This is a genomic window from Actinophytocola sp. (assembly GCF_035762905.1).
In the GTDB taxonomy this organism is placed as follows: Bacteria; Actinomycetota; Actinomycetes; order Mycobacteriales; family Pseudonocardiaceae; genus DASYTH01.
Window position 1 is genome coordinate 1 of record NZ_DASUCC010000046.1, and the last position, 22213, is coordinate 22213.

25 protein-coding genes are annotated in these 22213 nt (G+C 71.0%); 15 read left to right on the plus strand and 10 right to left on the minus strand.

Features of this window, described 5'->3' with window-relative positions; translation table 11 throughout:
* Both VFV67_RS09060 and VFV67_RS09065 read right to left on the minus strand, forming a co-directional pair.
* Positions 1–566 (minus strand): type I glyceraldehyde-3-phosphate dehydrogenase (locus VFV67_RS09060; RefSeq protein ID WP_326468744.1); only part of this gene is annotated, 566 nt, incomplete at its 3' end.
* Between the two features lie 5 nt (positions 567–571).
* Positions 572–1591: an Acg family FMN-binding oxidoreductase gene (locus VFV67_RS09065; protein WP_326468745.1), complete on the minus strand. Its 1020-nt coding sequence runs from the start codon at positions 1589–1591 to the stop codon at positions 572–574.
* A gap of 173 nt (positions 1592–1764) precedes the next feature.
* Here VFV67_RS09065 and VFV67_RS09070 point away from each other — a divergent pair, with 173 nt between their 5' ends.
* From VFV67_RS09070 to VFV67_RS09080, 3 genes are all read left to right on the plus strand, one after another.
* On the plus strand, positions 1765–2031 hold the full coding sequence (locus VFV67_RS09070; protein ID WP_326468746.1) for a DUF1918 domain-containing protein: 267 nt from the start codon (positions 1765–1767) through the stop codon (positions 2029–2031).
* Positions 2032–2202: 171 nt separating this feature from the next.
* Positions 2203–3096, plus strand: a complete 894-nt coding sequence (locus tag VFV67_RS09075; protein ID WP_326468747.1) for a universal stress protein — start codon at positions 2203–2205, stop codon at positions 3094–3096.
* Positions 3096–3278 carry a hypothetical protein gene (locus tag VFV67_RS09080; RefSeq protein ID WP_326468749.1) on the plus strand — a complete coding sequence of 61 codons (183 nt, stop codon included), beginning with the start codon at positions 3096–3098 and terminating at the stop codon, positions 3276–3278. The genes VFV67_RS09075 and VFV67_RS09080 overlap by 1 nt, the downstream gene beginning before the upstream one ends.
* A 51-nt stretch (positions 3279–3329) precedes the next feature.
* Here VFV67_RS09080 and VFV67_RS09085 read toward each other — a convergent pair whose 3' ends face one another.
* A complete protein-coding gene (locus tag VFV67_RS09085; protein WP_326468750.1) occupies positions 3330–3977 on the minus strand; it encodes a response regulator transcription factor in 648 nt (215 codons plus the stop codon).
* 313 nt (positions 3978–4290) lie between these two features.
* Here VFV67_RS09085 and VFV67_RS09090 point away from each other — a divergent pair, with 313 nt between their 5' ends.
* From VFV67_RS09090 to VFV67_RS09100, 3 genes are read left to right on the plus strand one after another with little or no spacing between them, the layout of a single operon-like run.
* Positions 4291–4695 carry a universal stress protein gene (locus VFV67_RS09090; protein WP_326468752.1) on the plus strand — a complete coding sequence of 135 codons (405 nt, stop codon included), beginning with the start codon at positions 4291–4293 and terminating at the stop codon, positions 4693–4695.
* Complete coding sequence (locus tag VFV67_RS09095) at positions 4692–5606, plus strand: universal stress protein (protein ID WP_326468753.1); 915 nt, start codon at positions 4692–4694, stop codon at positions 5604–5606. The genes VFV67_RS09090 and VFV67_RS09095 overlap by 4 nt, the downstream gene beginning before the upstream one ends.
* Entirely contained in the window at positions 5603–6484 is an 882-nt protein-coding gene (locus tag VFV67_RS09100; RefSeq protein WP_326468754.1) for a universal stress protein, read from the plus strand. Before VFV67_RS09095 ends, VFV67_RS09100 begins: the two co-directional genes overlap by 4 nt.
* Positions 6485–6614: 130 nt before the next feature.
* Here the strand turns inward: VFV67_RS09100 and VFV67_RS09105 are convergent, their stop codons facing one another.
* The 3 genes from VFV67_RS09105 to VFV67_RS36745 form a co-directional block, all read right to left on the minus strand.
* Complete coding sequence (locus VFV67_RS09105; RefSeq protein WP_326468756.1) at positions 6615–7175, minus strand: hypothetical protein; 561 nt, start codon at positions 7173–7175, stop codon at positions 6615–6617.
* Between the two features lie 136 nt (positions 7176–7311).
* A complete protein-coding gene (locus VFV67_RS09110) occupies positions 7312–7704 on the minus strand; it encodes a hypothetical protein (RefSeq protein WP_326468757.1) in 393 nt (130 codons plus the stop codon).
* Entirely contained in the window at positions 7674–7898 is a 225-nt protein-coding gene (locus VFV67_RS36745; protein ID WP_414636212.1) for an ATP-binding cassette domain-containing protein, read from the minus strand. Before VFV67_RS36745 ends, VFV67_RS09110 begins: the two co-directional genes overlap by 31 nt.
* Positions 7899–8105: 207 nt before the next feature.
* Here VFV67_RS36745 and VFV67_RS09120 point away from each other — a divergent pair, with 207 nt between their 5' ends.
* Both VFV67_RS09120 and VFV67_RS09125 read left to right on the plus strand, forming a co-directional pair.
* Positions 8106–8276, plus strand: coding sequence for a PLD nuclease N-terminal domain-containing protein (locus tag VFV67_RS09120; protein ID WP_326468758.1), 171 nt, complete (start codon positions 8106–8108; stop codon positions 8274–8276).
* 99 nt (positions 8277–8375) lie between these two features.
* Entirely contained in the window at positions 8376–10085 is a 1710-nt protein-coding gene (locus VFV67_RS09125) for a GAF domain-containing sensor histidine kinase (RefSeq protein ID WP_326468759.1), read from the plus strand.
* A gap of 66 nt (positions 10086–10151) precedes the next feature.
* On the opposite strand, the gene VFV67_RS09130 is transcribed toward VFV67_RS09125, so the two are convergent.
* Positions 10152–11261, minus strand: coding sequence for a Vms1/Ankzf1 family peptidyl-tRNA hydrolase (locus VFV67_RS09130; protein ID WP_326468760.1), 1110 nt, complete (start codon positions 11259–11261; stop codon positions 10152–10154).
* A gap of 187 nt (positions 11262–11448) precedes the next feature.
* Between VFV67_RS09130 and VFV67_RS09135 the strand changes: the two genes are divergently transcribed.
* From VFV67_RS09135 to VFV67_RS09150, 4 genes are all read left to right on the plus strand, one after another.
* Positions 11449–11925, plus strand: coding sequence for a CoA-binding protein (locus tag VFV67_RS09135; protein ID WP_326468762.1), 477 nt, complete (start codon positions 11449–11451; stop codon positions 11923–11925).
* Between the two features lie 159 nt (positions 11926–12084).
* Entirely contained in the window at positions 12085–12723 is a 639-nt protein-coding gene (locus tag VFV67_RS09140) for a CBS domain-containing protein (RefSeq protein WP_326468763.1), read from the plus strand.
* A gap of 15 nt (positions 12724–12738) precedes the next feature.
* Positions 12739–13629 carry a universal stress protein gene (locus VFV67_RS09145; RefSeq protein ID WP_326468764.1) on the plus strand — a complete coding sequence of 297 codons (891 nt, stop codon included), beginning with the start codon at positions 12739–12741 and terminating at the stop codon, positions 13627–13629.
* A 123-nt stretch (positions 13630–13752) separates the two neighbouring features.
* Positions 13753–14793, plus strand: coding sequence for a zinc-dependent alcohol dehydrogenase family protein (locus VFV67_RS09150; RefSeq protein ID WP_326468765.1), 1041 nt, complete (start codon positions 13753–13755; stop codon positions 14791–14793).
* Positions 14794–14890: 97 nt separating this feature from the next.
* Here VFV67_RS09150 and VFV67_RS09155 read toward each other — a convergent pair whose 3' ends face one another.
* On the minus strand, positions 14891–15658 hold the full coding sequence (locus VFV67_RS09155) for an ABC transporter permease (protein WP_326468766.1): 768 nt from the start codon (positions 15656–15658) through the stop codon (positions 14891–14893).
* Positions 15655–16314, minus strand: a complete 660-nt coding sequence (locus VFV67_RS09160; RefSeq protein ID WP_326468767.1) for a phosphate ABC transporter ATP-binding protein — start codon at positions 16312–16314, stop codon at positions 15655–15657. Before VFV67_RS09160 ends, VFV67_RS09155 begins: the two co-directional genes overlap by 4 nt.
* Before the next feature lie 143 nt (positions 16315–16457).
* Here VFV67_RS09160 and VFV67_RS09165 point away from each other — a divergent pair, with 143 nt between their 5' ends.
* The 3 genes from VFV67_RS09165 (at position 16458) to VFV67_RS09175 (ending at position 21222) form a co-directional block, all read left to right on the plus strand.
* Positions 16458–17084: a glyoxalase gene (locus VFV67_RS09165; RefSeq protein WP_326468768.1), complete on the plus strand. Its 627-nt coding sequence runs from the start codon at positions 16458–16460 to the stop codon at positions 17082–17084.
* 365 nt (positions 17085–17449) lie between these two features.
* On the plus strand, positions 17450–19834 hold the full coding sequence (locus VFV67_RS09170) for a ricin-type beta-trefoil lectin domain protein (protein WP_326468770.1): 2385 nt from the start codon (positions 17450–17452) through the stop codon (positions 19832–19834).
* Positions 19831–21222, plus strand: coding sequence for a glycoside hydrolase family 43 protein (locus VFV67_RS09175; RefSeq protein WP_326468772.1), 1392 nt, complete (start codon positions 19831–19833; stop codon positions 21220–21222). The genes VFV67_RS09170 and VFV67_RS09175 overlap by 4 nt, the downstream gene beginning before the upstream one ends.
* 5 nt (positions 21223–21227) lie before the next feature.
* On the opposite strand, the gene VFV67_RS09180 is transcribed toward VFV67_RS09175, so the two are convergent.
* Positions 21228–22154, minus strand: coding sequence for a methyl-accepting chemotaxis protein (locus VFV67_RS09180; RefSeq protein WP_326468773.1), 927 nt, complete (start codon positions 22152–22154; stop codon positions 21228–21230).
* Positions 22155–22213: the final 59 nt, after the last annotated feature.

Here is a 22213-nt window from a genome sequence, read left to right on the forward strand (position 1 = left end):
GACTGGTCGTTGGTGTAGCTGTGGATGGTGGTCATCAGGCCCCGCCGGACCCCGAAGGTGCGGTGCAGCACGTCGACCATCGGAGCCAGGCAGTTGGTCGTGCACGAGGCGTTGGACACGATGTGGTGCTGCTCCGGGCGGTAGGTGGTGTCGTTGACGCCGAGCACGATGGTGGCGTCGACGTTCTTGCCCGGCGCGGTGATCACGACTTTCTTGGCGCCCGCGGTCAGGTGTGCCGCGGCGGCGTCGCGGGTGCGGAACCGGCCGGTCGCCTCGATCACGACGTCCACGCCCAGCTCGGCCCAGGGCAGCCGGGCCGGGTCGGGCTCGCGCAACACCCGCACCTCGGTGCCGTCGACGGTGATCGCCGCCGGCGTGGCGGAAACCTCGTGCTGGCGCCAGGTGCCGTAGGTGGAGTCGTAGCGCAACAGATGGGCCAGGGTGTCCGCACCGGTCACGTCGTTGACCGCGACGATGCGCAACCCGTTCTCGGCACGGTCGGTGGCAATGCGGAACACGTCGCGACCGATGCGACCGAACCCGTTGACTCCCACACGAATATCCATGTCCATCACCTTTCGTTCGGCCGGGGTGCCAGGCTGGGCAGGAAGTCGGTGATCTCGTCCACCGGCCGGCGGGGGCTCTGCGGCAGGGGTGCGGCGGCGGTGTGGGCCCAGCCGATGCGCAGGATCAGGTGCGGCACGGCGTCGTTGTCCAGCACGAGTTCCTGGATCAGGGCGCGGGTGTTGGCGACTTCGAGCGGCTGGGACAGCGGGCAGCCGGCCAGGTTCAGGTCGGTCGCGGTGAGCAGGGCGGCGCTGGCGGCTTCGCCGGCGCGCAGCCAGGAGGTCGGGTCGTCGTCGGGGGTGGCCAGCACGAGCAACTCACCGGCGTCGTGCTCGGTGGTGTCCTCGACGGACTCGGTGAGTGTGCCGTTGGGAAAGTCACGCATGCGGGTATCGCCGTGGAACACCGGCCGCGCCAGCGTGCTGGTGGCCGGCACGCCGTCGGCGGCCAGGCGGCTGCGGCCGGTCCAGGTGGCCAACTCGGCGGTGTAGGCCGGGTCATCCTGCTGGATGCTGGCCGCCTGGTTGATCGCGTTCACCAGGTGGTTGCGCAGCCGGACCTCGGTGACCGGGATCAGCAGCGCGCCGAGTCGGCCGGCGCGGCTGATCATCAACTCGAGGTGTCCGGGCGGCACCGGCCAGGAGGAGAAGCTGCGCCGGTCGGTGCGCCGGTGCGGAATCGCCGCCGCGAGCGCGATGTCCTCATCGGACGGCAGGTGCCGGTGCGGCTCGAGCGCGGCGAGGTGGTCCGGGTCGGCCGGGTTGGGAATGCGGTGCACCTCGCTGCTCCAGCCGAGCGCGGCCAGCGCAACGTGCAGGTGGTGCAGGGCGGCGCCGCAGCTGATCAGCAGGTCCCGGCCCTCGGGATCGGTCGCCGGCAGCGCCCGGATCCGGTCGGCCATCAGGTGCACGCTGTGCTCGCCGAGCAGAAAACGCCACGGCTGGGTGTTGTGCACCGACGGTGCGCGCCCGGCCAGCGCGATCGCACCGCGCACGGTCTCGCGGTCTGGTCTGGTGGTGGTCATGACCGCCCCCTTTCGCTTAACCCCACCCTCCATCCGGGCTGGCCGCGACGGCAGAGAAGGAGGGCCCGCGTGGCGGGGACTTCGGTCCCCGTGGGCAGTGCCGTGCGGCACTGCCCGGCCGGCCCGTTCCCGGCCACCATCGAGACAAGAAGGTTCGACACGAGGAGGACGCGATGCGCGCGCAGTCGGGTGACTGGCTGGTCATCGAAGCCGGTGACGAAAGCCGGCACGCCCGCCGCGGCCGGATCGAACAGGTCCGCTCGGCGCAGGGGGCTCCGCCCTACCTGGTGCGCTGGCTGGACACCGGCCGGACAACGCTGGTCTTCCCCGGACCCGATGCCCACGTGCTGACCGCGGTCGAACTGGAGCGCATCGAGGCCACCGTCACCGCGCGCTGCGCCGCCGTGCAGGCCGAGATCGGAGCGAGGTACCGGCGATGAGCACCCCGGCCATGGCCACGACCGAGTGGAACCGGGACCGGCCGGACGAGGTGGCCCGGGTGGCCCGCACCGCTCGCTGTGAACACTCCGATGTGGACAGTTCGCTGGATCGACCCTGCCAAGTCCCTGGATGCCGATTTCCGACCTGATTCGATGGCTAAGGAGCACCCCATGCGTACCCCACCGATCGTCGTCGGCATCGACGGCACAACCGCAGCCCTGCGCGCCGCTGAATGGGCCGCCGCGGAGGCCGTCCGCCGTGACCGGCCATTGCGGCTGGTGCACACCTACGAGATTCCGCTGCGTTTTCCGGCTGGGATCGCCGATCCGGAATCGGTGGCCAACTCCTACCGGGAGCAGGGCTGGCAATGGCTGCACACGGCCGAGGCCGCCGTCGCCGAGGTCGCACCCGGACTGCACCCGGAACTGACGCTGGAGCGCGCCGCGGTGGTGCCCGGGCTGCTGCACGAGTCGGGCTCGGCCGCGATGCTCGTGCTCGGCACCCGGGCGCAGCACGGCCTGACCGGTCTGCTGGTCGGCTCGGTCTCGGTGGCCCTGGCCGGCCGGGCGCACTGCCCGGTCGTCATCGCCCGAGGCCGCACCGAGCACGACGCGGCGCTGGTGGATGGTCCGGTGGTGGTCGGGGTGGACGGCACGCCGGCCGGTGAGGCGGCGTTGGCGTTCGCCTTTGAGTACGCCGCGACCCATGGCCGGGCGCTGCTCGCCGTACATACCTGGGCCGACTCCGTGTTCGAGGCCGCCGTGGCCGGGACCGCGGGGCTGGGCAGCACGCCGTGGCGGGAGCGGGCCGTGGAAACCCTGGCCGAGCGGCTGGCCGGCTGGCAGGAGAAGTACCCGGAGGTGAAGATCGATCGGGACGTCGTCCAGGACCGCCCGGCCCGGGCGTTGCTGCGCTACGCCGGCACTGCCGCGCTGGTTGTGGTCGGCAGCCGGGGCCGGGGCGGGTTCCGGGGCCTGGTTCTGGGTTCCACCGGCCAGCAGTTGATCTTCCATGCGCCGTGTCCGGTGGCCGTGGTGCGCACCGAACCGGAGGAGGAACCGTGATGAAGGCGCGGGATCTGATGAGCCGCCCGGTGATCAGCGTCGGTCCGCACGACACCGTGCGCGAGGCCGTCACCCGGCGCACCGAGCACGGTTCGCTGCCCTGCCGGCAGCCGCCGGCGGTGGAGTGTCACGCCGTGGAACTGCGCCCGGTGACCGGTGCGCAGCGCGGTCGGGACGACTGACCATGCCGCCGCAACCGGGTGGCAGCCGGCTGACCGGCGGGTGGCACCGGGTCAGTCGTGTTGTGGCTTCTTGTGCAACTGGGTGGCCAGCACCGCGACCTGGGTGCGGCGCTGCAGTTCGAGCTTGGCCAGCAGGTGCGAGACGTAGTTCTTGACGGTCTTCTCGGCCAGGCTCATGCGCTGGCCGATCTGCCGGTTGGTCAGTCCCTCGCCGATCAGGTCGAACACCGTGTGTTCCTGCTCGGTCAGCTCGGCCAGCGGATCATGCGCCGCGCGTTCCCGGCGGATCCGGTTCATCAGCGCGGTCGTGGTGCGTGGATCCAGCAGCGAGCCACCGCTGCCGACCGTGCGCAGCGCGTTGAGCAGGTCGCTGCCCAGCACCCGCTTGAGCACGAACCCCGACGCCCCGGCCATGATCGCGTCGAACAGCGCTTCGTCGTCGGCGTAGGAGGTGAGCATCAGGCAGTTCAGCTCCGGCATCGTAGTTCGCAGCTCCCGGCACAGCTCCACCCCGTTGCCGTCGCCCAGCCGCACGTCCAGCACCGCCACATCCACAGGCGTCTGGGGAATGCGGACCAGTGCTTCGGCCACCGAATCCGCCTCGCCGACGAGCTCCAGGTCCGGCTCGAACTCGATCAGATCCGCCAGGCCCCGCCGAACGATCTCGTGATCGTCCACCAGAAACACCCGCACCATCACCAACACCTCCAGCGTCGATGTTAGGGCCGAGTCACCTCGCCGGACACGCACCAGCGGCCCTGTTGGTCAGGGCCCAAGGTCCCGGCCGCCGCGGTTCGACCGTCGGCATCGTCACCGCCGCCGGGCGGCGGGGGACAGGGTGGCCGAGTGGCCGGCCACCCACCCCCAGCAGATGGCGACCCTGCTGCGCCGACCCGTCGAGGCACTGCGCGAGACGACCAAAGTCCCGGCCGGATAGGGCCTCGCGCCGCTCGCGGCCGGCCGCCGCCGGGACGAGAGTGGACCGCGAAGCCGTGAAGCGAAGGAGAGGGCCATGACCGACGAGCGCACCCGCCGCCCGATCGTGGTCGGCGTGGACGGATCCGCCCTGGCCCAGACCGCCCTGCGCTGGGCCAGCGCCGAGGCGGCGCGCCGCGGCCGGCCGTTGACCGTGGTCGCGACCAAGCCGGGCCACGGCGTGGCCGTGCCGAGCCAGAATGTCCATATCAGACACCTCACGGTGACCCCCGCGCCGGATCGCGCCGTGATCGACGCGACCGACGGCGCGGCGATGCTGGTCATCGGCAGCCCCGGCGCCGGCCGGACGGCCCGGTCGCGACTCGACCCGGCCGCCGCCTACTGCGCCCGGCACGCCCGGTGTCCGGTGGTGATCGTGCCGGTGCCGCGCCGGCCGGGCGGGGTCGCCCGCGCCGAGGCCGCCCTGGCGGTTACCCGATGAGCAGGCCGGCGATTGTCGTCGGTGTCGACGGATCGCTCTCCGCGCTGCACGCGACCCGCTGGGCCGCACGGGAAGCCGGGCTGCGCGGGTTGCCGCTGCGGGTGGTGCACGCCTGCCCACCGCTGGCCATCCAGCATCCGACCACCCTGGCGGGTCAGCAGGCCTACCTGGCGGCGTTGCGGGACCAGGGCGGCCACTGGGGGCGCGAGGCCGCCGCCGAGGCGCGCGGCGTCGCACCCGAGATCGAAATCGGCACCGTGTCCCGGGTGGGCGGCGCGCACGAGGTACTCATCGAGGAGTCGCGCGGGGCAGCGCTGGTGGTGCTCGGAACCCGGGGCTCCGGTGGGTTCGACGAGCTCGCGGTCGGGTCGGTGGCGCTGGCCCTTGCCGAGCACGGCACCTGCCCGGTGGTGGTGGTGCGCGGCCGCACCCCGGCCGACGCGCCACCCGATGCCGGGCCGGTGCTGGTCGGCGTGGACGGCTCGCCCGCCAGCGTGGCCGCCGTCGGGTTCGCCTTCCAGGCCGCGTCGGTGCGCGGGGCCGAGCTGATCGCCGTGCACACCTGGACGGAGGTGTCCTTCGACGGGGCGTGGACGGCGTTGCCGCTGGACGCCGACCCCGAGGAGGTGGCCGAGCGGGAGCGCCGGGTGCTCGCCGAGGCGTTGGCCGGCTGGACGGACAAGCACCCCGACGTCGCCGTCACACGGCTGGTGCGGCGGGACCGCCCGGTCCGCGCGCTGCTGGCCGAGGCGGAACGGGTTGGCGCGCAACTGATCGTGGTCGGCTCGCGCGGGCACGGCGAAGCCATGACCGGCATGGGCATGGGCTCGACCAGCCGCGCCCTGCTCTACCACGCCGAATGCCCGGTCGCGGTGGCGCGCCCGGACCCGGATCGGAAGGAAAATCCATGAACAACATGCCGATCGTGGTCGGGGTGGACGGCTCGGATGCGAGCCTGGCCGCGGTGCGGTGGGCCACCGCACAGGCGTTACGGCACGGCCTCCGGCTGTGCCTGGTGTACGCCGACAACCCGCCGCCGTCCTACGGCCCGGTCACCGCCGATCCGCTGGCCATGGACCAGCACCGCCGCGACACCGTGAACGAGCTGGTGCGCGCGGCGGCCGCCGAGGTGCCGTCCGAGGTGCCGTGCGAGACCGAGATCGTCTCCGGCCCGGCCGTGCCGGTACTGCGCGCGGCCAGCGAGCGGGCGGTACTGCTGGTGTGCGGATCCAGTGGTCTGGGGGCGATCTCCGGGCTGCTGGCCGGTTCGGTGACCGTGGCGCTGGCCGGGCACGGCACATGCCCGCTGGTCGTGGTGCGCGGCGAGCCCGAGCAGCCGGACGCGCCGGTAGCGGTCGGCGTGGACGGCTCACCGGCCAGCGACGCCGCGATCGGACTCGCGTTCGAGCAGGCCGCCCAACGCGGTGGCGACCTCATCGCCGTGCACGCCTGGACCGACACCGTGTTCCCGGTTGGCGCCTATCGCGACGCCTATCTCGCGGTCGACTGGGAGCTGCTGGACCAGCAGGCCCACGAGCTGCTGACCGAACGGTTGGCCGGCTGGGCCGACAAGTATCCGCAGGTCACCGTGCGCCGTGTGGTGGCCCGCGACCGGCCGGCCCACGCCCTGCTCGACGCCGCCAAAGGCGCGGGACTGATCGTTGTCGGCAGCCGGGGCCGGGGCGGTTTCGCCGGCCTGCTGCTGGGCTCGGTCAGCCAGGCGATGATCCACCACGCGCCCTGCCCGGTGATGATCGCCCGACCGGCGGCGGTGCGGGAACCCACGTAGCAGTCGTGTTTCTGGTCGGGAACCGGGCATACAGGGTGAAGAAGCCGGTGGATGTCGGCGTCGTCGCCGATATGTCCGGTGTGGACAGCACGGTCCTGCAGGTCACCGTTCCGGTGCACGCACCGACCTTTCACCCGGTCCGGATGAGGGACGACGCCGCCCGGGAGTCCGCTTCGGAGTGCGGGGTGGTCTGGCGGCTCCACCTGGTCCACTCATCGGAGATCGACCGGCCGTCCAGCACGTCGCGCCCCCGCGTGTCGAGGGTGGCAGCCCAGTGGTAGTCCGTCGGCAGCAGGTAAGGGCTGGACTGGGTGCCGGTGAAGTGGAGGACGTTGCCGAGAGCCGGACAGCTCCACTCACCCTGGGCCGACCAGCCGAGCAGGCCGCCGTAGTCGCTGCGCGCCTCGAAGCGGCGGTCCGTGTCGGTGAGCACGAATCCCAGGACCGCGAGGATTCGCCCGCAGCCGTGGATCTCCACCAGCCACTGGCCGGACAGGATGGTGATCAGCCCGCCCCGGGGCGATGTCGTCCGCGGTGCCGGCAGGGGAGCGGGGTCCGCCAGGCCGGTTCGCCCGGTTCCCTGACACTGCCGGCAGTCGTGCACCTCGGCACCGCACATCGCGGCGAGTTGGCCGGTGATCCCGCCGGGTGCCACCCGGCCGATGCCGCCGCAGAACTCGCATCTGGCCATGACGTCCTCCCTGTGCTCGCGGCTTCAGTAGGCCACGGCCCGGTGCGCGGCGACAGGGACCAAGGGCACGGCCGAGCGGGACGTCCGGCCGAGGTTCATGCGGTGAGCCGGCGTCCCAACCGGACACTGGCTATGGTCAGCAGCGCCAGGGCGAAGGTGCCGAGTACGGCCAGGTGGGTGGCGATCTGGGGGATGCCGCCGCCGCGGGAGAGGATTTCGGTCCAGCCGTCGATGGCCCAGGCGTGTGGGGTGATGTGGCCGATGGTCCGCATCGGTAGGGCACGATCTCCAGTGGCCACATGGCGCCGCCGAGCATGCCGGCGGCGATGCCGATGGCGCCGGCCTGTTCGGGGGTCCGGGACAGGGTGCCGGCCAGGATTCCGGTGCCGGTGCCGACCAGGGCCCACACGGTGATGAGCGCGGCGGCGGCGCTGGCGAGGAGGGGGATGGTGACCGTGCCGCCGGCGCGCAGCGTGGTGTCCAGGCCGGCGGGAACGATCACGACCGCGTCCAGTTCGTTGCGGCGCAACGCGGTTCCATGCGGATCACGGTCGTCTTGCCGGCGCCGTTGGGACCCAGCAGCCCGTAGGTCTCGCCCGGCGCGATGCGCAGGCTCACGCCGGCCACCGCGATCCGGTCACCGAACCGCCGGGTCAACCCGACGCATTCCAGCACCGGACCGGTCGCCTCCGGTATGGCCGCGGCCACCTCAACCTGGGTCACGGGATCCACCGCCTCAGCTCGGTCAGGTTCGTTCAGTCCGTCACGGCCCGGCCGGGCCCACCAGGGACCTTGGACATGGCGCGGCCGTGCGTCGGGCTCTACTGAGGCTGAGGTGCCGGCGGCATGGTCGGGGGTGAGGAGGTGTGCACGATGGGTGGAACTCGGCGTTGGAGGGATCTTTCGCCAGGGCAGCGGCGCGGTTTCGTCGTGGCGAGCGTGGTGCAGGTCGGGCTGGCCGCGGTGGCCTGGGTCGATCTGGCCCGGCGCCCGGCCGAGCGGGTGCGGGGGCGCAAACCGTTGTGGGCGGTGGCGATCGCGGTGAACTTCGTCGGGCCGGTCGCCTACCTGTGCTGTGGCCGGGTCAAGCAGCGGCCGTGACGACCACCGGTGAGCCTGGTGTGTTCTTTGCGCTGGGCCGGTCGCGTGTCAGAGTATGTGCGGTGGACGGCCCACCCCCGGGACCAGTGGTGAGGCGGGATGGTGGAGCAGAGGCCGACGGCGACCGGTGTGTCGCTGGCCGGGCTTCGGTTGGACGAGTTGCTCGGCGAGGTGCAGGAGCGGCTCGCTGAGATCGCCCAGACCCGGGACCGGATGCAGGGTCTGCTGGATTCGGTGCTCGCGGTCGGCTCCGGGCTGGAGTTGGCGGGCACCCTGCAGCGGATCATCCAGACCGCGGTCGAGCTGGTCGACGCCCGGTACGGCGCGTTGGGGGTGCTGGGCGTCGGCGGCGGCCTGTCGAAGTTCGTCCATGTCGGTATCGATGAGGAGACCCGGGCCCAGATGGGGCATCTGCCCGAGGGCAAGGGCCTGCTCGGGGAGTTGATCGAGCGTCCGCAGCCGATCCGGGTGCCGGATCTGGCCGAGCATCCCGCGTCGGTCGGGTTCCCGCCGAATCATCCGCCGATGCGCAGCTTCGTCGGGGTTCCGGTGCGGGTGCGCGACGCGGTGTTCGGCAACCTCTACCTCACCGAGAAGCAGGGCGGTGGTGAGTTCACCGCCGACGATGAGGTGGTGCTGCGGGCGCTGGCGGCCGCGGCCGGGGTCGCGGTGGAGAACGCCCGGTTGTTCGAGGAGTCCCGGATGCGGGAGCGGTGGCAGCAGGCCTCCGCTGAGATCAACACGTTGCTGCTCGGCGGCGGGTCCGGGGACGACGCCATGCGGCTGATCGTCCAGCGGGCGCTTGAGCTGTCCGCATCGGATTGTGCGCTCATCCTGCTGCTGGCCGAGTCGGACCGGTTGGTGGTCGCCGCCGCGGCCGGTGAGCACGGCGAGCGGTTGATCGGCGCGGGCATCGCGGCGAGTGAACCGGTGGTCGCCGAGGTGGTAGCGACCCGCGCGGCCAACCTGGTCGCCGATCTGAGCCACGCGCTGCCGGACGGTCTGGACATCGCCGCCGCGGAGTACGGTCCGGCGCTGGTCGTGCCGCTGGGCACCGCCGAGCGGGTCGGTGGGGTGCTGCTGGCGTTGCGCGGCAAGGGCGGCGCGCCGTTCGAACCGGACCGGGTGCCGTTGCTGGGCTCGTTCGCCGATCAGGCCGCGTTGGCCCTGGAGCTGGCCGACAAACAGCGCACCCAGCAGCAACTGGGCCTGTTGGCCGATCGGGACCGGATCGCCGGGGATCTGCACGATCATGTGATCCAGCGGTTGTTCGCGACCGGGATGCGGCTGCAGGGCGGTCTGCGGCGGGTCACCGACCCGGAGGTCCGCCGCCGGGTGATCACCTCGGTGCAGGAGCTCGACCAGACCGTCCAGGAGATCCGCACCTCGATCTTCGACCTGCACACCAGCGGGGACGACAGCGGCACCAGTCTGCGCCGGCGGATGCTGGACACCGTGGCCGACCTGTCCGCCGACACCCCGGTGTCCCCGTCGATCCGCATCGACGGTGCGGTGGACACCCTGGTCGCCGGCCAGGACGTGGCCGAGCACGCGCTGGCCGTGCTGCGCGAAGCGGTCAGCAACGCGCTACGGCACGCCCAGGCCAGCGAGGTCGTCGTCACCATCGAAGCCGGCGACGACCTGATCATCGACGTCGCCGACAACGGCATCGGCATCCCGACCGGCATCGCCCGCAGCGGCCTGCTCGGCATCGAGCGCCGCGCCGCCAAATGCGCCGGCACCCTCGCCGTCGGACCCGGCCTCGGCGGCGGCGGTACCCGGCTGACCTGGCGGGTACCACTGACCTGACCCCGGGCCGACCCCGCAACCACACGCTCCGCCGACCGGCCCGTCGACGCGGTGCGACCCAGTCGATCAGCGGAACCGGCACAACGCGCCGATGCCCTCGGCGGGCGCACCCGCGGCGCCGGGGTCGAGCAGGTGCACCTGTGCTCCGGTGCGCAGCGCGGCGCGGATCGCCACGTCCGGCAGCGGCCCACGGTCGCACTGGGCCCAGGACGGCGGCGGGGTCTGGGTGCCGGGCAGGAGTTGCGCGGGTTGGGCGCCGAACCAGGCGGTTCGGGAGTCATCCTGGCCGGGTTCGACCAGGAGTTCCGCGACCCGGCCCTGGGCCAGGGCTTCCAGGGTGGCCAGCGCACCGTCCACGGCCAGCCCGTGCGGTGCGCGTTGTTCGGCGAAGCGGGACAGCAGTTCCCCGGTCCACTGCGCGGCGGCGGAACGGGCGACCTCGGCCACCGTTTCGGCTCGGTGGGGTTGGGAGCCGTCCGGGCTGCGGCCGCCCGTGATGTGCCGGATGGTGACCTCGGTACGGACCCAGGCCGGCAGCCGCTCCTCGAGCAGTTGCACGGCGCGGACATCGCCGGAGATCACCAGCAGCCGGGCGCCGCTGTCGCGCAGCGCCCGTTCGCAGGCCCCAGCGACGGCGCCGGCGTTGTGTCGCCAGGAGTCCTCGGCGCGGTGCTGGTAGCGGGACTGGGCCCGGCCTCCGGGCGCGTTGCGCTCGATCTCGTCGTCCGGTCCGTACACGGAGGTGATCCGTGGCGGCTGGCCGCCACCGGCACCGGTGTGGATGTCCGCCCCGGTGCGGTCGGTGACCACCAACACGTGGGCCGGCCGGTCCCGCAACCACGTCAGGATCGGGGCGAGCCGGGCCACCGGAGTCCAGTCGGCCCGGTCCGGTCCGGCCAGGCCGGGCGCGTGCAGCACGACCGGCTCGGCCGTCGCGGTGGCGAACACCGCCAGCCCTTCGGCCGGTGCCGCCGGCACAGCCCGTTCGACCGCGGCCACGATGTCATCGCCGGCACCGGCCCGCAGCAGGCGCCCGTTCAACGCATGCCATCGCGCGGGCCAGTCATCGTCGACGGGCCCCACGGATGCCAGGTAGACCGAGGCGACACCGGAGCCGGCCGGCACGAGATCGGTGATGATGCGCTCGTCCGCCGGGAAGATCATTCTGGTTGACATCGTGCTCCTCTCCTCGTTGCCTCATCTTCGGCCGTGACCGGGTCCGTCCTGCACCGTCGTAGGCCCTGGCCGCGTGGGGCCTTTGGTCGGTGAAGCCGGGAACCTGCGTCCCGGCCGAAAGCACCCAACGGCTCTGGGGCGGCGCCGGACCACGCGTGATCGTGGTCGTGCCGGATGAGGAGGAGTCATGCGAAAGATCACCGAGGCGGCCACGGAGTTCCTTGCCAGCAAACGGATCGCGGTGACCGGAGTGTCGCGTGACCCACAGGGCCACGGCGGCAACATCGTCTACCAGCGGTTGCGTGAGCGCGGGTACCAGGTCTTCGCGGTCAACCCGAACGCCGATCAGGTCGAGGGCGATACCTGTTACCACGACCTGAAGTCCGTCCCCGGCGGCGTCGACGCCGTGGTCATCGGCACCCGCCCGGACACCGCGGAAGCCACCATGCGCGAGTGCGCCGAACTCGGCATCACCCGGGTGTGGATGCACCGCTCGTTCGGCACCGGCAGCGTCTCAGCGGCCGCCACCGACTACGGCCGGGCACACGGCATCACCGTGATCGACGGCGGTTGCCCCCTGATGTTCGCACCCACGTCCGACCCCGGGCACCGGATCATGCGCCGGATCTGTGCGCTCACCGGCGCCGTGCCCAGCAGGGTCTGACGGCTGGCAAGGGACGCAAACCATGACCGGTCGATCGCCGGCGCATGCCAGTGGGTTGAGGGTCGAAGGTCCCGACCGGTTGGGGTCGCGGGTCGGTGTTCGGGGTGCGGTGGGTCGATCAGAGTGGAGCTGAAAGGTTCGATCGAGAGAGGACACACGATGACCACCCAGCTCACCACGAAAACCGTGGCGTCGGTGATGTCCCGTGATCCGGTCACGGTCGCCGTGCACACGCACTACAAGGATGTGCTCGAGTTGCTCGTCGCGCGGGATGTGGGCGCGGCGGCGGTGGTCAGTGCGACCGGCCGGGTGCTCGGGGTGGTGTCCGAGGCCGACCTGCTGCGCACCGGTCGCAAGTCACGAAACTGGCGGCGGCGCAGCCGGGACGTGTCCCGGCGGACCGCGGGGGAGCTGATGGCCACGCCCGCCCTGACCGTGCGCTCGGATGCACCGCTGGCGGTGGCCGCCAAGGTGTTGGCCGAGTCGGGCAAGCGGCAGCTGTTCGTCGTCGATGACGGGCGGCTGGTCGGCATGCTCGCCCGGCGGGCCGTGCTGGAACTGTTCCTGCGGCCGGACAAGGAGATCTGCGCCGAGATCGAGCACGACATCTTCACCGGACCGGCCGACGTGCCGGAACCGACGGTGCGGGTCAGCGTCGAGCACGGCGTGGTGCAGCTGACCGGTTGGCTGCCGTGGCGCGCCGACATCGACAGCGCGGTCGCCCGGGTGGCCTATGTTCCCGGCGTGATCGGGGTCCGGGACCGACTCATCGCCGCCTACGACGACCGACGCCACTGATGGGCAGGGACCGGGATGAGCATCAATGACAAGCTCCGGCCGGTCGTGGTCGCGGTCGACGGGTCGGACTCGGCGGTGCGGGCCGCCCGGTGGGCCGCGGCCGAGGCGCGGCGGCGCGGCCGGGTGCTGCGGGTCGTGCATGCCGACGAGTGGCCACTGCCGACCTACGGACCGGTGTTCGTGAAACCGAAACTGCTCCAGGCCGCGGTGCAGACCGCCGCGGCAACCGTGCTGCGCGACGCCGCGGCCGCCGTCGGCGAAGCGGAGCCGCAGGTGCGGTGCGAGACCCAGGCGTTGTCCGGTCCCGCCGTCGCCGTACTGCGCGAGGTGAGCCGGCACGCCGCGCTGCTGGTGCTCGGCTCGCGCGGCCTCGGCGGGTTCACCGGCCTGCTGGTCGGTTCGGTCGCGGTGGCGCTGGCCGCACACGGCTACTGCCCCGTTGTGGTGGTGCGCGGGGCTGAACCCGCCGCCGACGGGCCGGTCGTGGTCGGGGTCGACGGATCCCCGACCAGCGAGGCGGCGCTCGCACTGGCCTTCGACGAGGCGGCCGCGCGGGGCGTCGACCTGGTCGCCGTGCACGCCTGGAGCGACCTGGTCTACCCGCTCTACGCCGGTGCCTACCTGCCCGACATCGACTGGCGGCCGATCGAGGAGCAGGCCACCGAACTACTGGCCGAGCGGTTGGCCGGCTGGTCGGAGAAGTACCCGCAGGTACGCGTCCGGCGCCTGGTCGAACGCGACCGCCCGGCCAACGCCCTGCTCACCGCGGCCCAGCCCGCCCAACTGCTCGTGGTGGGCAGCCGCGGCCGCGGCGGCTTCGCCGGGCTGACCCTGGGTTCGGTCAGCCAGGCGATGATCCACCACGCCCCCTGCCCGGTCCTGGTGGCCCGTCCCGACGCGAGCTGACCGGTCATTCGGTGCGAGGTCGGATCGCGGTCGGAAGTCCCGCGGTGTGGGGACCTCGGACTCCTGTTTCCCGGCGCTGCACGCACCAGCCTGAATGTGCTGGCAAATCTGTTGGGAGGCACCATGAAGGCACTGGTTTACGACGGCCCCGGTCAGCGGGTCTGGCGCGATGTTCCGCAACCGTCGCTGCGGGAGCCGACCGATGCGGTCGTGCGGGTCGACGCGGTCACCATCTGCGGGACCGATCTGCACATCCTCAAGGGAGATGTGCCGACCGTCCAATCGGGACGAATTCTCGGTCACGAAGCCGTGGGCACCATTGTCGAGGTCGGCGCCGCGGTGACCACGGTCAGGCCGGGCGACCGGGTGCTGGTGTCCTGCATCAGCGCGTGTGGCCGGTGCCGGTACTGCCGGGTCGCGGCCTATGGCCAGTGCCTCGGCGGCGGTGGCTGGATCCTGGGTCACCTCATCGACGGCACGCAGGCCGAGTACGTCCGCGTGCCCTTCGCCGACACCTCGACTCATCACCTGCCGGACGCGGTGAGCAGCGAGGCCGCGCTGATGCTGGCCGACATCCTGCCGACGTCCTATGAGGTCGGTGTCCGCAACGGCAACGTGGCACCCGGCGACACGGTGGTCGTCGTCGGCGCCGGACCGATCGGCCTGGCCGCGATCTCCACCGCACAGCTCTACAGCCCGAGTCAGATCATCGCGATCGACCTGGCCCAGTCCCGGTTGGACGCCGCCAAGCAGTTCGGCGCCGACGTCACCATCGGCGCCGGTCAGGACGCCGCTGAGGTGGTCGGTGAGTTGACCGGTGGGCTCGGCGCGGACGTCGCGATCGAGGCCGTCGGGGTGCCCGAAACGTTCGAGCTGTGCGCCAAGCTGGTTCGCGCCGGCGGGCACGTGGCCAACGTCGGCGTGCACGGCAAGCCCGCCACGCTGCACCTGGAGGACCTCTGGATCCGCAACGTCACCATCACCACCGGTCTGGTCGACACCTCCAGCACACCCACCCTGCTCCGGATGCTCGCCGCCGGCCGGCTGGACACCACCCGGTTCATCACCCACCGGTTCGCCCTCGCCGAAATGGAAGCGGCATATCAGGCGTTCTCCCATCCCAACGACACCGGCGCGCTCAAGGTCGTCCTGGCCCGGCCGTGACCCGGCATCGCGCCGACCACTCGTGCGGGCACGACCCAACCGGTCGTGCCCGCACCCCTTGCGCCGGTCGATCGGGGCCGCAGCGGACAGTCCGGCGTCATTTCCCGGGCCGGGGGAGGGACACGAGGCGGTGGTCGGTGGTGAAGACGCGGTGGACGAGTCCGAGTGTGACCACGACGGTGGTGGTGGCCACCGAGCCCAGAATCAGGAACATCACCACCGCTTGGACGAGCACGGCCTGCATGGGCGGTACGCCGGCGAGGATCAGTCCGGTCATGGCGCCGGGCAGGAACACCAGTCCGGTCGCCTTGGTGGTCTCGATCTGCGGCGAGAGCGCCGAGCGCAGCGCCGTCCGCACATACGGGACGGCGGCCGTGCGGGACGGGTGGCCCAGTGCGAGCCGGGCCTCGACCTCGTCGCGCTTGTCCCGTAGCTCCTCGACCAGGCGGCGGGCGGCGAGCACGGTGGCGGTCATCGAGTTGCCGACGATCATTCCGGCGATCGGCACGAGCGTGCGGGCCTGCAAGGGGAAGACGTCGAGTCCGAAGAGGATGCCGAGGGCGATCAGCGAGGCGGCGGCGAACGCGGCGACGGTCAGCGGCATGATCCTCGGCACCTCGGGTGCGCGGCGGCGGGCCACGTCCCCGGCGTAACCGATCATGGCCAGCACCCACAGCCAGGCCCACACCAGCGACCGGCCCGGCTCGATGATCAGCGTCAGCGCCGCGCCGACCAGCAGGAGTTGGGTCAGCGCCCGGGCCGCCGACCACAACACCTGACGTTCCAGGCCGAGCCGCTGCCACAGCGAGATCACCGCTGCGACCGCCACGAGCGACATGGAGGTGGCCAACCCGCCGAGGCTCATCCCTCGACCTCCTCGGTGGTCGGCTCGACCGCGCGGCCGTGCTCGATGCGCAGCACCCGGTCGGCGATCCGCCGTACCTGCGCCGGGTCGTGGCTGACCCACAGCGCGGCGATTCCCCGCGCGGCGAGTGCTCGCACGGTGCGCTCCAGGATCCCGGCCGCGGCCCGGTCCAGCGCCGAGGTCGGTTCGTCCAGCAGCAGCACCTCGGGCCGGGTCACCAGCGTGCGCGCCACGCAGACCCGTTGCGCCTCACCGCCGGACAGTTCGGTGGCGTCGCGATCCAGCCAGGAGCCGTCCAACGCGGCCTGCTCGAGCGCGTCGACCAGTTGGGCGGCGCCCGCGTCCGGAGCGGCGATGAGCAGGTTTTCCCTTACGGTGCCGGGAAACGGGGTGGGCCGCTGGAAGACCATGCCCACGGTTCTGCGCAGCCGCAACGGATCCAGCCCGGCCACGTCGTGCCCGCGGAACAGCACCCGTCCCGAGGTCGGGATCTCCAGCCGGTTGCACAGGCGCAGCAGGGTGGTCTTTCCCGACCCGGATGGACCGAACAGCACGGTCACGCCGATACCCGGCACCTCCCCCGAGAAGCCATCCAGGGCGCGGACCCCGCCGCGGTCGACGACGACCCGATCGAAGGTGAACCCCTCTGGTGCCACCTTTCCAGCGTGCCGGAACCGGTCGTGGTCCACCAAGCGGCTTCCGACCCGGGCGGGCATGGACCTTCGGTCCTGGCGTCGTCCGGTGAACTGGTCAGGAATGAAGAAGCGCTGGTTGCCGGGCCGCGCCTAGCGTTGCTGGCATGACTTCCATCGACACCATCACCCTCGAAGTATCCGACCCCGCGGCCGCCGAACGCTTCTACACCGCCGCCTTCGGCTTGGACGGCCGGCTGCGGCTGCGGGGCTCGCAGGAACCGACCACCGGTTTCCGCGGGTTCACCCTGTCCCTGCTGGTGTCCCAGCCAGCCGATGTCAACGCCTTGATCGACGCCGCCCTTGACGCCGGGGCGACGGTGCGGAAGCCCGTTGCGAAGTCGCTGTGGGGTTACGGCGGCGTCGTGCAGGCCCCGGATGGAGCGATCTGGAAGGTCGCGACCTCGGCGAAGAAGGACGCCGGGCCTGCCACCCGGCGGGTCGACGACATCGTGCTCCTGCTGGGAGTCGCCGATGTGGCCGCGAGCAAACGGTTCTACCTGGACCGGGGCCTCACCGTGGCGAAGAGCTTCGGCCGCATGTACGTCGAGTTCGCGACCGGGCCGAACCAGCTCAAGCTGGCGCTGTACCGCCGCCGGGCACTGGCCAAGGACGCCGGTGTTTCGCCGGACGGCACGGGATCGCATCGGATCGCCGTCGGCGGCGCTGCCGAGCCGTTCACGGACCCGGACGGGTTCACCTGGGAAACCACCGCAATCACAGCCACGCCCTGATGTGCCGCCACCGCGCGGATAAGGCAGCAGAGGTCGAACGGGACGTACTCGCGAAGATCGTCGAACTGTCCGACTCCGATCGGGTCATGGCCGAGCGCGTGCACGCCGTCGTCACCGCCCACGAGAAGTTCACGGGGCGGTGCGCGACGCTCGGCTTCAGCGACCAGGCGAAGGTGGATGAGGGGGTCGAGGTATGAGTCACCGCCCGGCGTCCCTGTCGTAGGACCCATAAGCCAGGGAGATGGGGGTCATGGTGGGGATGGCGGGCTGGGGGTCAGCCGATCGGCGGTGTTGGGGGTGGCGTTTGGGGGGTTAGGTTGGCTGGGTGGTCGAACTGTGTTCGAAATGTCGAACATGGAGGGGATATGGGTCGGCGGCGTGTGGGGGTTGTTGTTGGGGTTGTCGGGGTGCTGGTGGTGGGGGGAGTTGTGGGGGTGCCCGGGGCCGGGGCGGTGACGAATGTGACTATCAATGGGGGTGGGGCTGGGCGGGTGTTCGATGGGGTCGGGGCGGTGAGTGGGGGTGGGGGTAACAGTCGGCTGCTGATCGATTATCCGGAGCCGCAGCGGGGGCAGATTTTGGATTATCTGTTCCGGCCGAACTTCGGTGCGGCGATGCAGCTGCTCAAGGTGGAGATCGGGGGGGATACGTACTCGACGAGTGGGGCGGAGCCCAGTCATCAGCATTCGGCTGCGGACCTGAACTGCGACCGGGGGTATGAGTGGTGGTTGATGGGGGAGGCGAAGGCGCGCAATCCGGGGATCAGGCTGGCGGGGTTGTCGTGGGGGGCGCCGGGGTGGATCGGGAACGGGAACTTCTGGTCCACCGACATGATCAATTATTTGGTGGCCTGGTTGCGGTGTGCGCGGGACGTGCACGGGCTCACGATCGACTATCTCGGGGGGTGGAACGAGCGGGGGCGGGATCTCAACTGGTACGTCAACTTGAACAATGCTTTGGACGCCAACGGGTTTGGCAACGTCAGGATTGTCGCGTCGGACGACTCGTCGGGGTGGTCGGTGGCGGACGACGCGGTGGGGAACGCGGCGTTTCGGAACGCGGTGGATGTGCTCGGGGTGCACTACGTGTGCGGGTACCGGAGCGCGCAGACCAACTGTCCGAGTTCGGCCAATGCGGTAGGTACCGGGAAGACGTTGTGGGCCAGTGAGAACGGCTCGGACGACTACAACGCGGGGGCGGCGGCGCTGGCTCGGGGGATCAACCGGGGTTATGTCGACGGGCGGATGACGGCTTACATCAACTGGCCGGTGATCGCGGCGGTGTATCCGAACCTGCCGTTCCCCACGATGGGGGTGGCGCTCGCGCCGCAGCCGTGGTCGGGGCACTACTCGGTGGGGCGGAATGCCTGGGTCATGGCGCACACCAGCCAGTTCACCGCGCCCGGATGGCGTTACCTGGACCAGGCCAGTGGGTTCCTGAGCAACAACCGGAACATCGGCAGCTATGTGACGCTGCGGTCGAGCACCGGGAACCAGTGGAGCACGGTGGTCGAGACCACCGGGGCCACCGCGCCGGAGCAGTTCACGTTCACGGTCACCGGGGGGCTGGCCGGTGGTGCGGTGCGAGTGTGGTCGACGAACCTGAACTCCAGCAACCCCAACGAGTACCTGGTGCGCGGACCGGACCTCGCGCCGTCCGGCTCGACCTACACCATCAACCTGCAGCCCGGGCGGCTCTACACGCTGACCACCACGACCGGGGGCGGCAAGGGCACGGCGAGCGGCCCGGCCCAGGCCTCGTTCGCCTTGCCGTACAACGACAACTACGACGGGTACGCCCTCGGGCGCGAGGCGCGGTACCTCGCCGACCTGCAGGGCTCCTTCGAGGTGAGCAACTGCGCCGCCGGGCGGACCGGACGCTGTGTACGGCAGATGGCGCCGCGGGCGCCGATCACCTGGGCGCCGCTGTCCGACGCCTACACCCTGCTCGGCGACGTCAACTGGGCCACCTACACGGTCAGCACCGACGTCCTGCTGGAGTCGGCCGGGTTCGTCGAACTGCTCGGCCGGGTCGGCACGCAGACCGCGTTCAACCCGCCAGGGCTCAACGCCTACCGGCTGCGGGTCAGCAACACCGGGGCCTGGTCCATCCGGCGCACCAACACCTCGGCCCAGGTGACCACCCTGGCCAGCGGCACGGTCGCGGCGCTGGGCACCAACACCTGGCACACCATCGCGTTGGCGTTCAACGGAAACACCATCAGCGCACGGATCGACGGCAGCACGGTCGGCACGGTCACCGACGGCACGTTCCCGTTCGGGCAGGTCGGGTTCGCCTCCGGGTGGAACTACCACGCCCAGTTCGACAACCTCGCGATCACCGGCCAGACCCCGCCGCCGAACATCGCCGGGCCGCTGCGCAACGTCGCGGCCAACCGCTGCCTCGACGTGAGTGGCGGCAGCCAGGCCAACGGCGCCCAGGTGATCATCTGGGACTGCAACGGAAACTCCAACCAGCGGTGGACCCAGACCGCGGCCGCCGACCTGCGCGTCTTCGACAGCAAGTGCCTCGACGTGCTCAACCAGGCCGTCACGCCGGGTTCCCCGGTCAGCATCTGGGACTGCAACGGCGGGGACAACCAGAAGTGGACATCGACGTCGGGTGGGGCGTTGGTCGGGCGGCAGTCCAACCTGTGTCTCGCGCCGAGCGGTGCGGGTTCGGCGGCCGGGACGCCGTTGGTCATCGCCAGTTGCACCGGTGCGGCGAGCCAGCAATGGAGTAGGTCATGATGCCGAAGCGGCGTGGCGTGCTTGCCGGACTTCTGAGCGTGGCGTTGGGGTTGACCGGCGCCGTCGCGCTGTCACCGGTGGCGCACGCGCAGAGCTTCGCCGGCTATGTCATGGCCTACTTCACCGAGTCACCGCAACGCACCGCCAACAACTACGGCCTGCACCTCGCGGTCAGCACCGACTCGCTCAACTGGACGCCGTTGAACCAGAACAACCCGGTGACCACCCCGACCCAGGGCACCCTCGGCCTGCGCGACCCGTACATCCTGCGCAAGCAGACCGGCGGGTTCGTGATCCTGGCGACCGACCTCAACGGCACCGACTTCAGCCAGAACAACCAGTTCATCCACGCCTGGGACTCGACCGATCTGCGCAGCTTCACCGGCTACCGGCGGCTGCGGATGCACACGATGACCACGCACACCTGGGCCCCGGAGGCGTTCTTCGACCCGGCGCGCGGCCAGTACGGCATCATCTACTCGGCGTTCAACGGTGTCCGGGACGTCATCATGGTCAACTACACCACGGACTTCGTCACGGTCAGCGCGCCGCAGGTCTACTTCGATCCCGGGTTCAACGTGTTGGACGCCACCATGCACAGCAACGGCGGCACGAACTACCTGTACTACAAGAACCTCAACGACGGCACGATCCGCGGCGCCCGGTCGAACTCGCTGAACCCGGGCAGCTTCAACTCCGGCACCTACACCAGCGCGATCGGCGGCCAGGGCACCGAGGCGCCCATCGTGGTCAAGACGACCAACGCCAACCAGTGGTACCTGTGGGTCGACTCGTTCAGCCCGGTGAACGGCAAGTTCAACGCCTTCCAGTCCGGCAATGTCAACAACAACGCCTGGACCGCGATGAACCGGCGGGACTACAACCATCCGCTGAACTCGAAGCACGCCACGATCCAGCCGATCACGGCGACCGAGCTGAACAATCTCCTCGCCAGGTGGGGAACACCCGCCTGGAACCGGCTCAAGTCCTACAACTTCCCGGACCGCTACGTGCGGCACGCCGACTTCGTTGCCAGGGTCGACGTCTACCCGTTCGACCCGTTCCCCGACCAGCAGTGGCGGATGGTGCCCGGGCTGTCCGATCCGGCCGGGGTGTCGTTCCAGTCGGTGAACTTCCCGGACCGGTTCCTGCGGCACGCCAACTTCGCGCTGCGGATCGATCCCAACGACAACACGGCCGCGTTCCGGGCCGACGCCACGTTCTTCGCGGCGGCCGGGTGGGCGGATCCGAACTGGACCTCGTTCCGCTCGGCCAACAACCCGACCCGGTACCTCCGGCACATCAACAACGTGCTGCGGATCGACCCGATCTCCGCCGGGTCATCCACTGTGGACAGACAGGACGCGACGTTCCGCGTGCTGTCCTGACCGCGTCAGCCGTTGCGCACCTCGACGACGAACCGGGTGACCTGCGAACGGAGCATGTCGGCCAGCTGGGACAAGCCGGTCAGGTCGTTCTCCTCGTCCGCACCCGGGGCACCCTCGATCGCGATGGCGATTCCGGCGGTCATCTGATCCATCTGCCGGATGCTGCTGGTGATGTTGTCCAGCACCGAGATGACCTCGGCCGAGGCCTGCTGCACCATGGCCACCCGGTCGTTGATCGCGTCGGCCGAGCGGCTGGCCTCGTCGGCGAGGGTCTTCACCTCGCTGGCGACCACGCTGAAGCCGCGACCGGCCTCACCGGCCCTGGCCGCCTCGATGGTGGCGTTCAGCGCGAGCAGTCGGGTCTGGGCGGCCACCTGGGTGACCATCTGGACGGCCTGCTTGATCTCGTCCGAAGCGGAGCCGAGCGTGGTGACGGTCTGGGTGGCCCGGCCGGACTCCTCGACGGCGTTGCTGGCGAACGAGGCCAGTCCGGCGGCCGAGGCACCGATCTCCGTGGCGGCGGTCGCGACCTGCTCGGAGACCGACAGGACGGCGGTCTCCATGTCGTCGGCCAGCGTGGCGCGGGAGGACTGCGCGGCGGCGACCTCGTCGGTGGCCTCGCGCACCGCCGACCGCGCCTGGGCGATCTTGCGTGCGGCGTCGGCGAACGCGCCGGTCTGGCCGCCCTGGGTGAACGGGCACTGGCCCTGGAGGTCCTCGGGGGCGATCAGCGCGTCGACCGCACCGTTGACGAACATGTCGGTGATGTCGAGCAGGCGGTTGAGCTGCGCCCGCGCCTCCGCAACGACCGGGTCGTCGGAGATCTCCGGCAGGCGGGCGGCCAGGTCGCCGTCGGCCGCGCGCGCACAGGCGGCGGCGAAGATCTCCAGCATGGCCGGATCGAGACCGGCCTGCCGCTGCGGAGCCTTCATCAGTGGACTTCCTCTCGCGATCGTCATAGGTCGGCCATACAGATCGGTCGCCACCCGGG

What these genes read in the sequence shown, in the direction of transcription:
- VFV67_RS09065 (WP_326468745.1), bottom strand. Translation starts at nt 1,591, where the DNA reads ATGACCACCACCAGACCAGACCGCGAGACCGTGCGCGGTGCGATCGCG.
- VFV67_RS09070 (WP_326468746.1), top strand. Translation starts at nt 1,765, where the DNA reads ATGCGCGCGCAGTCGGGTGACTGGCTGGTCATCGAAGCCGGTGACGAA.
- VFV67_RS09075 (WP_326468747.1), top strand. Translation starts at nt 2,203, where the DNA reads ATGCGTACCCCACCGATCGTCGTCGGCATCGACGGCACAACCGCAGCC.
- VFV67_RS09080 (WP_326468749.1), top strand. Translation starts at nt 3,096, where the DNA reads ATGAAGGCGCGGGATCTGATGAGCCGCCCGGTGATCAGCGTCGGTCCG.
- VFV67_RS09090 (WP_326468752.1), top strand. Translation starts at nt 4,291, where the DNA reads ATGACCGACGAGCGCACCCGCCGCCCGATCGTGGTCGGCGTGGACGGA.
- VFV67_RS09095 (WP_326468753.1), top strand. Translation starts at nt 4,692, where the DNA reads ATGAGCAGGCCGGCGATTGTCGTCGGTGTCGACGGATCGCTCTCCGCG.
- VFV67_RS09100 (WP_326468754.1), top strand. Translation starts at nt 5,603, where the DNA reads ATGAACAACATGCCGATCGTGGTCGGGGTGGACGGCTCGGATGCGAGC.
- VFV67_RS09105 (WP_326468756.1), bottom strand. Translation starts at nt 7,175, where the DNA reads ATGGCCAGATGCGAGTTCTGCGGCGGCATCGGCCGGGTGGCACCCGGC.
- VFV67_RS09125 (WP_326468759.1), top strand. Translation starts at nt 8,376, where the DNA reads ATGGTGGAGCAGAGGCCGACGGCGACCGGTGTGTCGCTGGCCGGGCTT.
- VFV67_RS09130 (WP_326468760.1), bottom strand. Translation starts at nt 11,261, where the DNA reads ATGTCAACCAGAATGATCTTCCCGGCGGACGAGCGCATCATCACCGAT.
- VFV67_RS09135 (WP_326468762.1), top strand. Translation starts at nt 11,449, where the DNA reads ATGCGAAAGATCACCGAGGCGGCCACGGAGTTCCTTGCCAGCAAACGG.
- VFV67_RS09140 (WP_326468763.1), top strand. Translation starts at nt 12,085, where the DNA reads ATGACCACCCAGCTCACCACGAAAACCGTGGCGTCGGTGATGTCCCGT.
- VFV67_RS09145 (WP_326468764.1), top strand. Translation starts at nt 12,739, where the DNA reads ATGAGCATCAATGACAAGCTCCGGCCGGTCGTGGTCGCGGTCGACGGG.
- VFV67_RS09150 (WP_326468765.1), top strand. Translation starts at nt 13,753, where the DNA reads ATGAAGGCACTGGTTTACGACGGCCCCGGTCAGCGGGTCTGGCGCGAT.
- VFV67_RS09155 (WP_326468766.1), bottom strand. Translation starts at nt 15,658, where the DNA reads ATGAGCCTCGGCGGGTTGGCCACCTCCATGTCGCTCGTGGCGGTCGCA.
- VFV67_RS09165 (WP_326468768.1), top strand. Translation starts at nt 16,458, where the DNA reads ATGACTTCCATCGACACCATCACCCTCGAAGTATCCGACCCCGCGGCC.
- VFV67_RS09170 (WP_326468770.1), top strand. Translation starts at nt 17,450, where the DNA reads ATGGGTCGGCGGCGTGTGGGGGTTGTTGTTGGGGTTGTCGGGGTGCTG.
- VFV67_RS09175 (WP_326468772.1), top strand. Translation starts at nt 19,831, where the DNA reads ATGATGCCGAAGCGGCGTGGCGTGCTTGCCGGACTTCTGAGCGTGGCG.
- VFV67_RS09180 (WP_326468773.1), bottom strand. Translation starts at nt 22,154, where the DNA reads ATGAAGGCTCCGCAGCGGCAGGCCGGTCTCGATCCGGCCATGCTGGAG.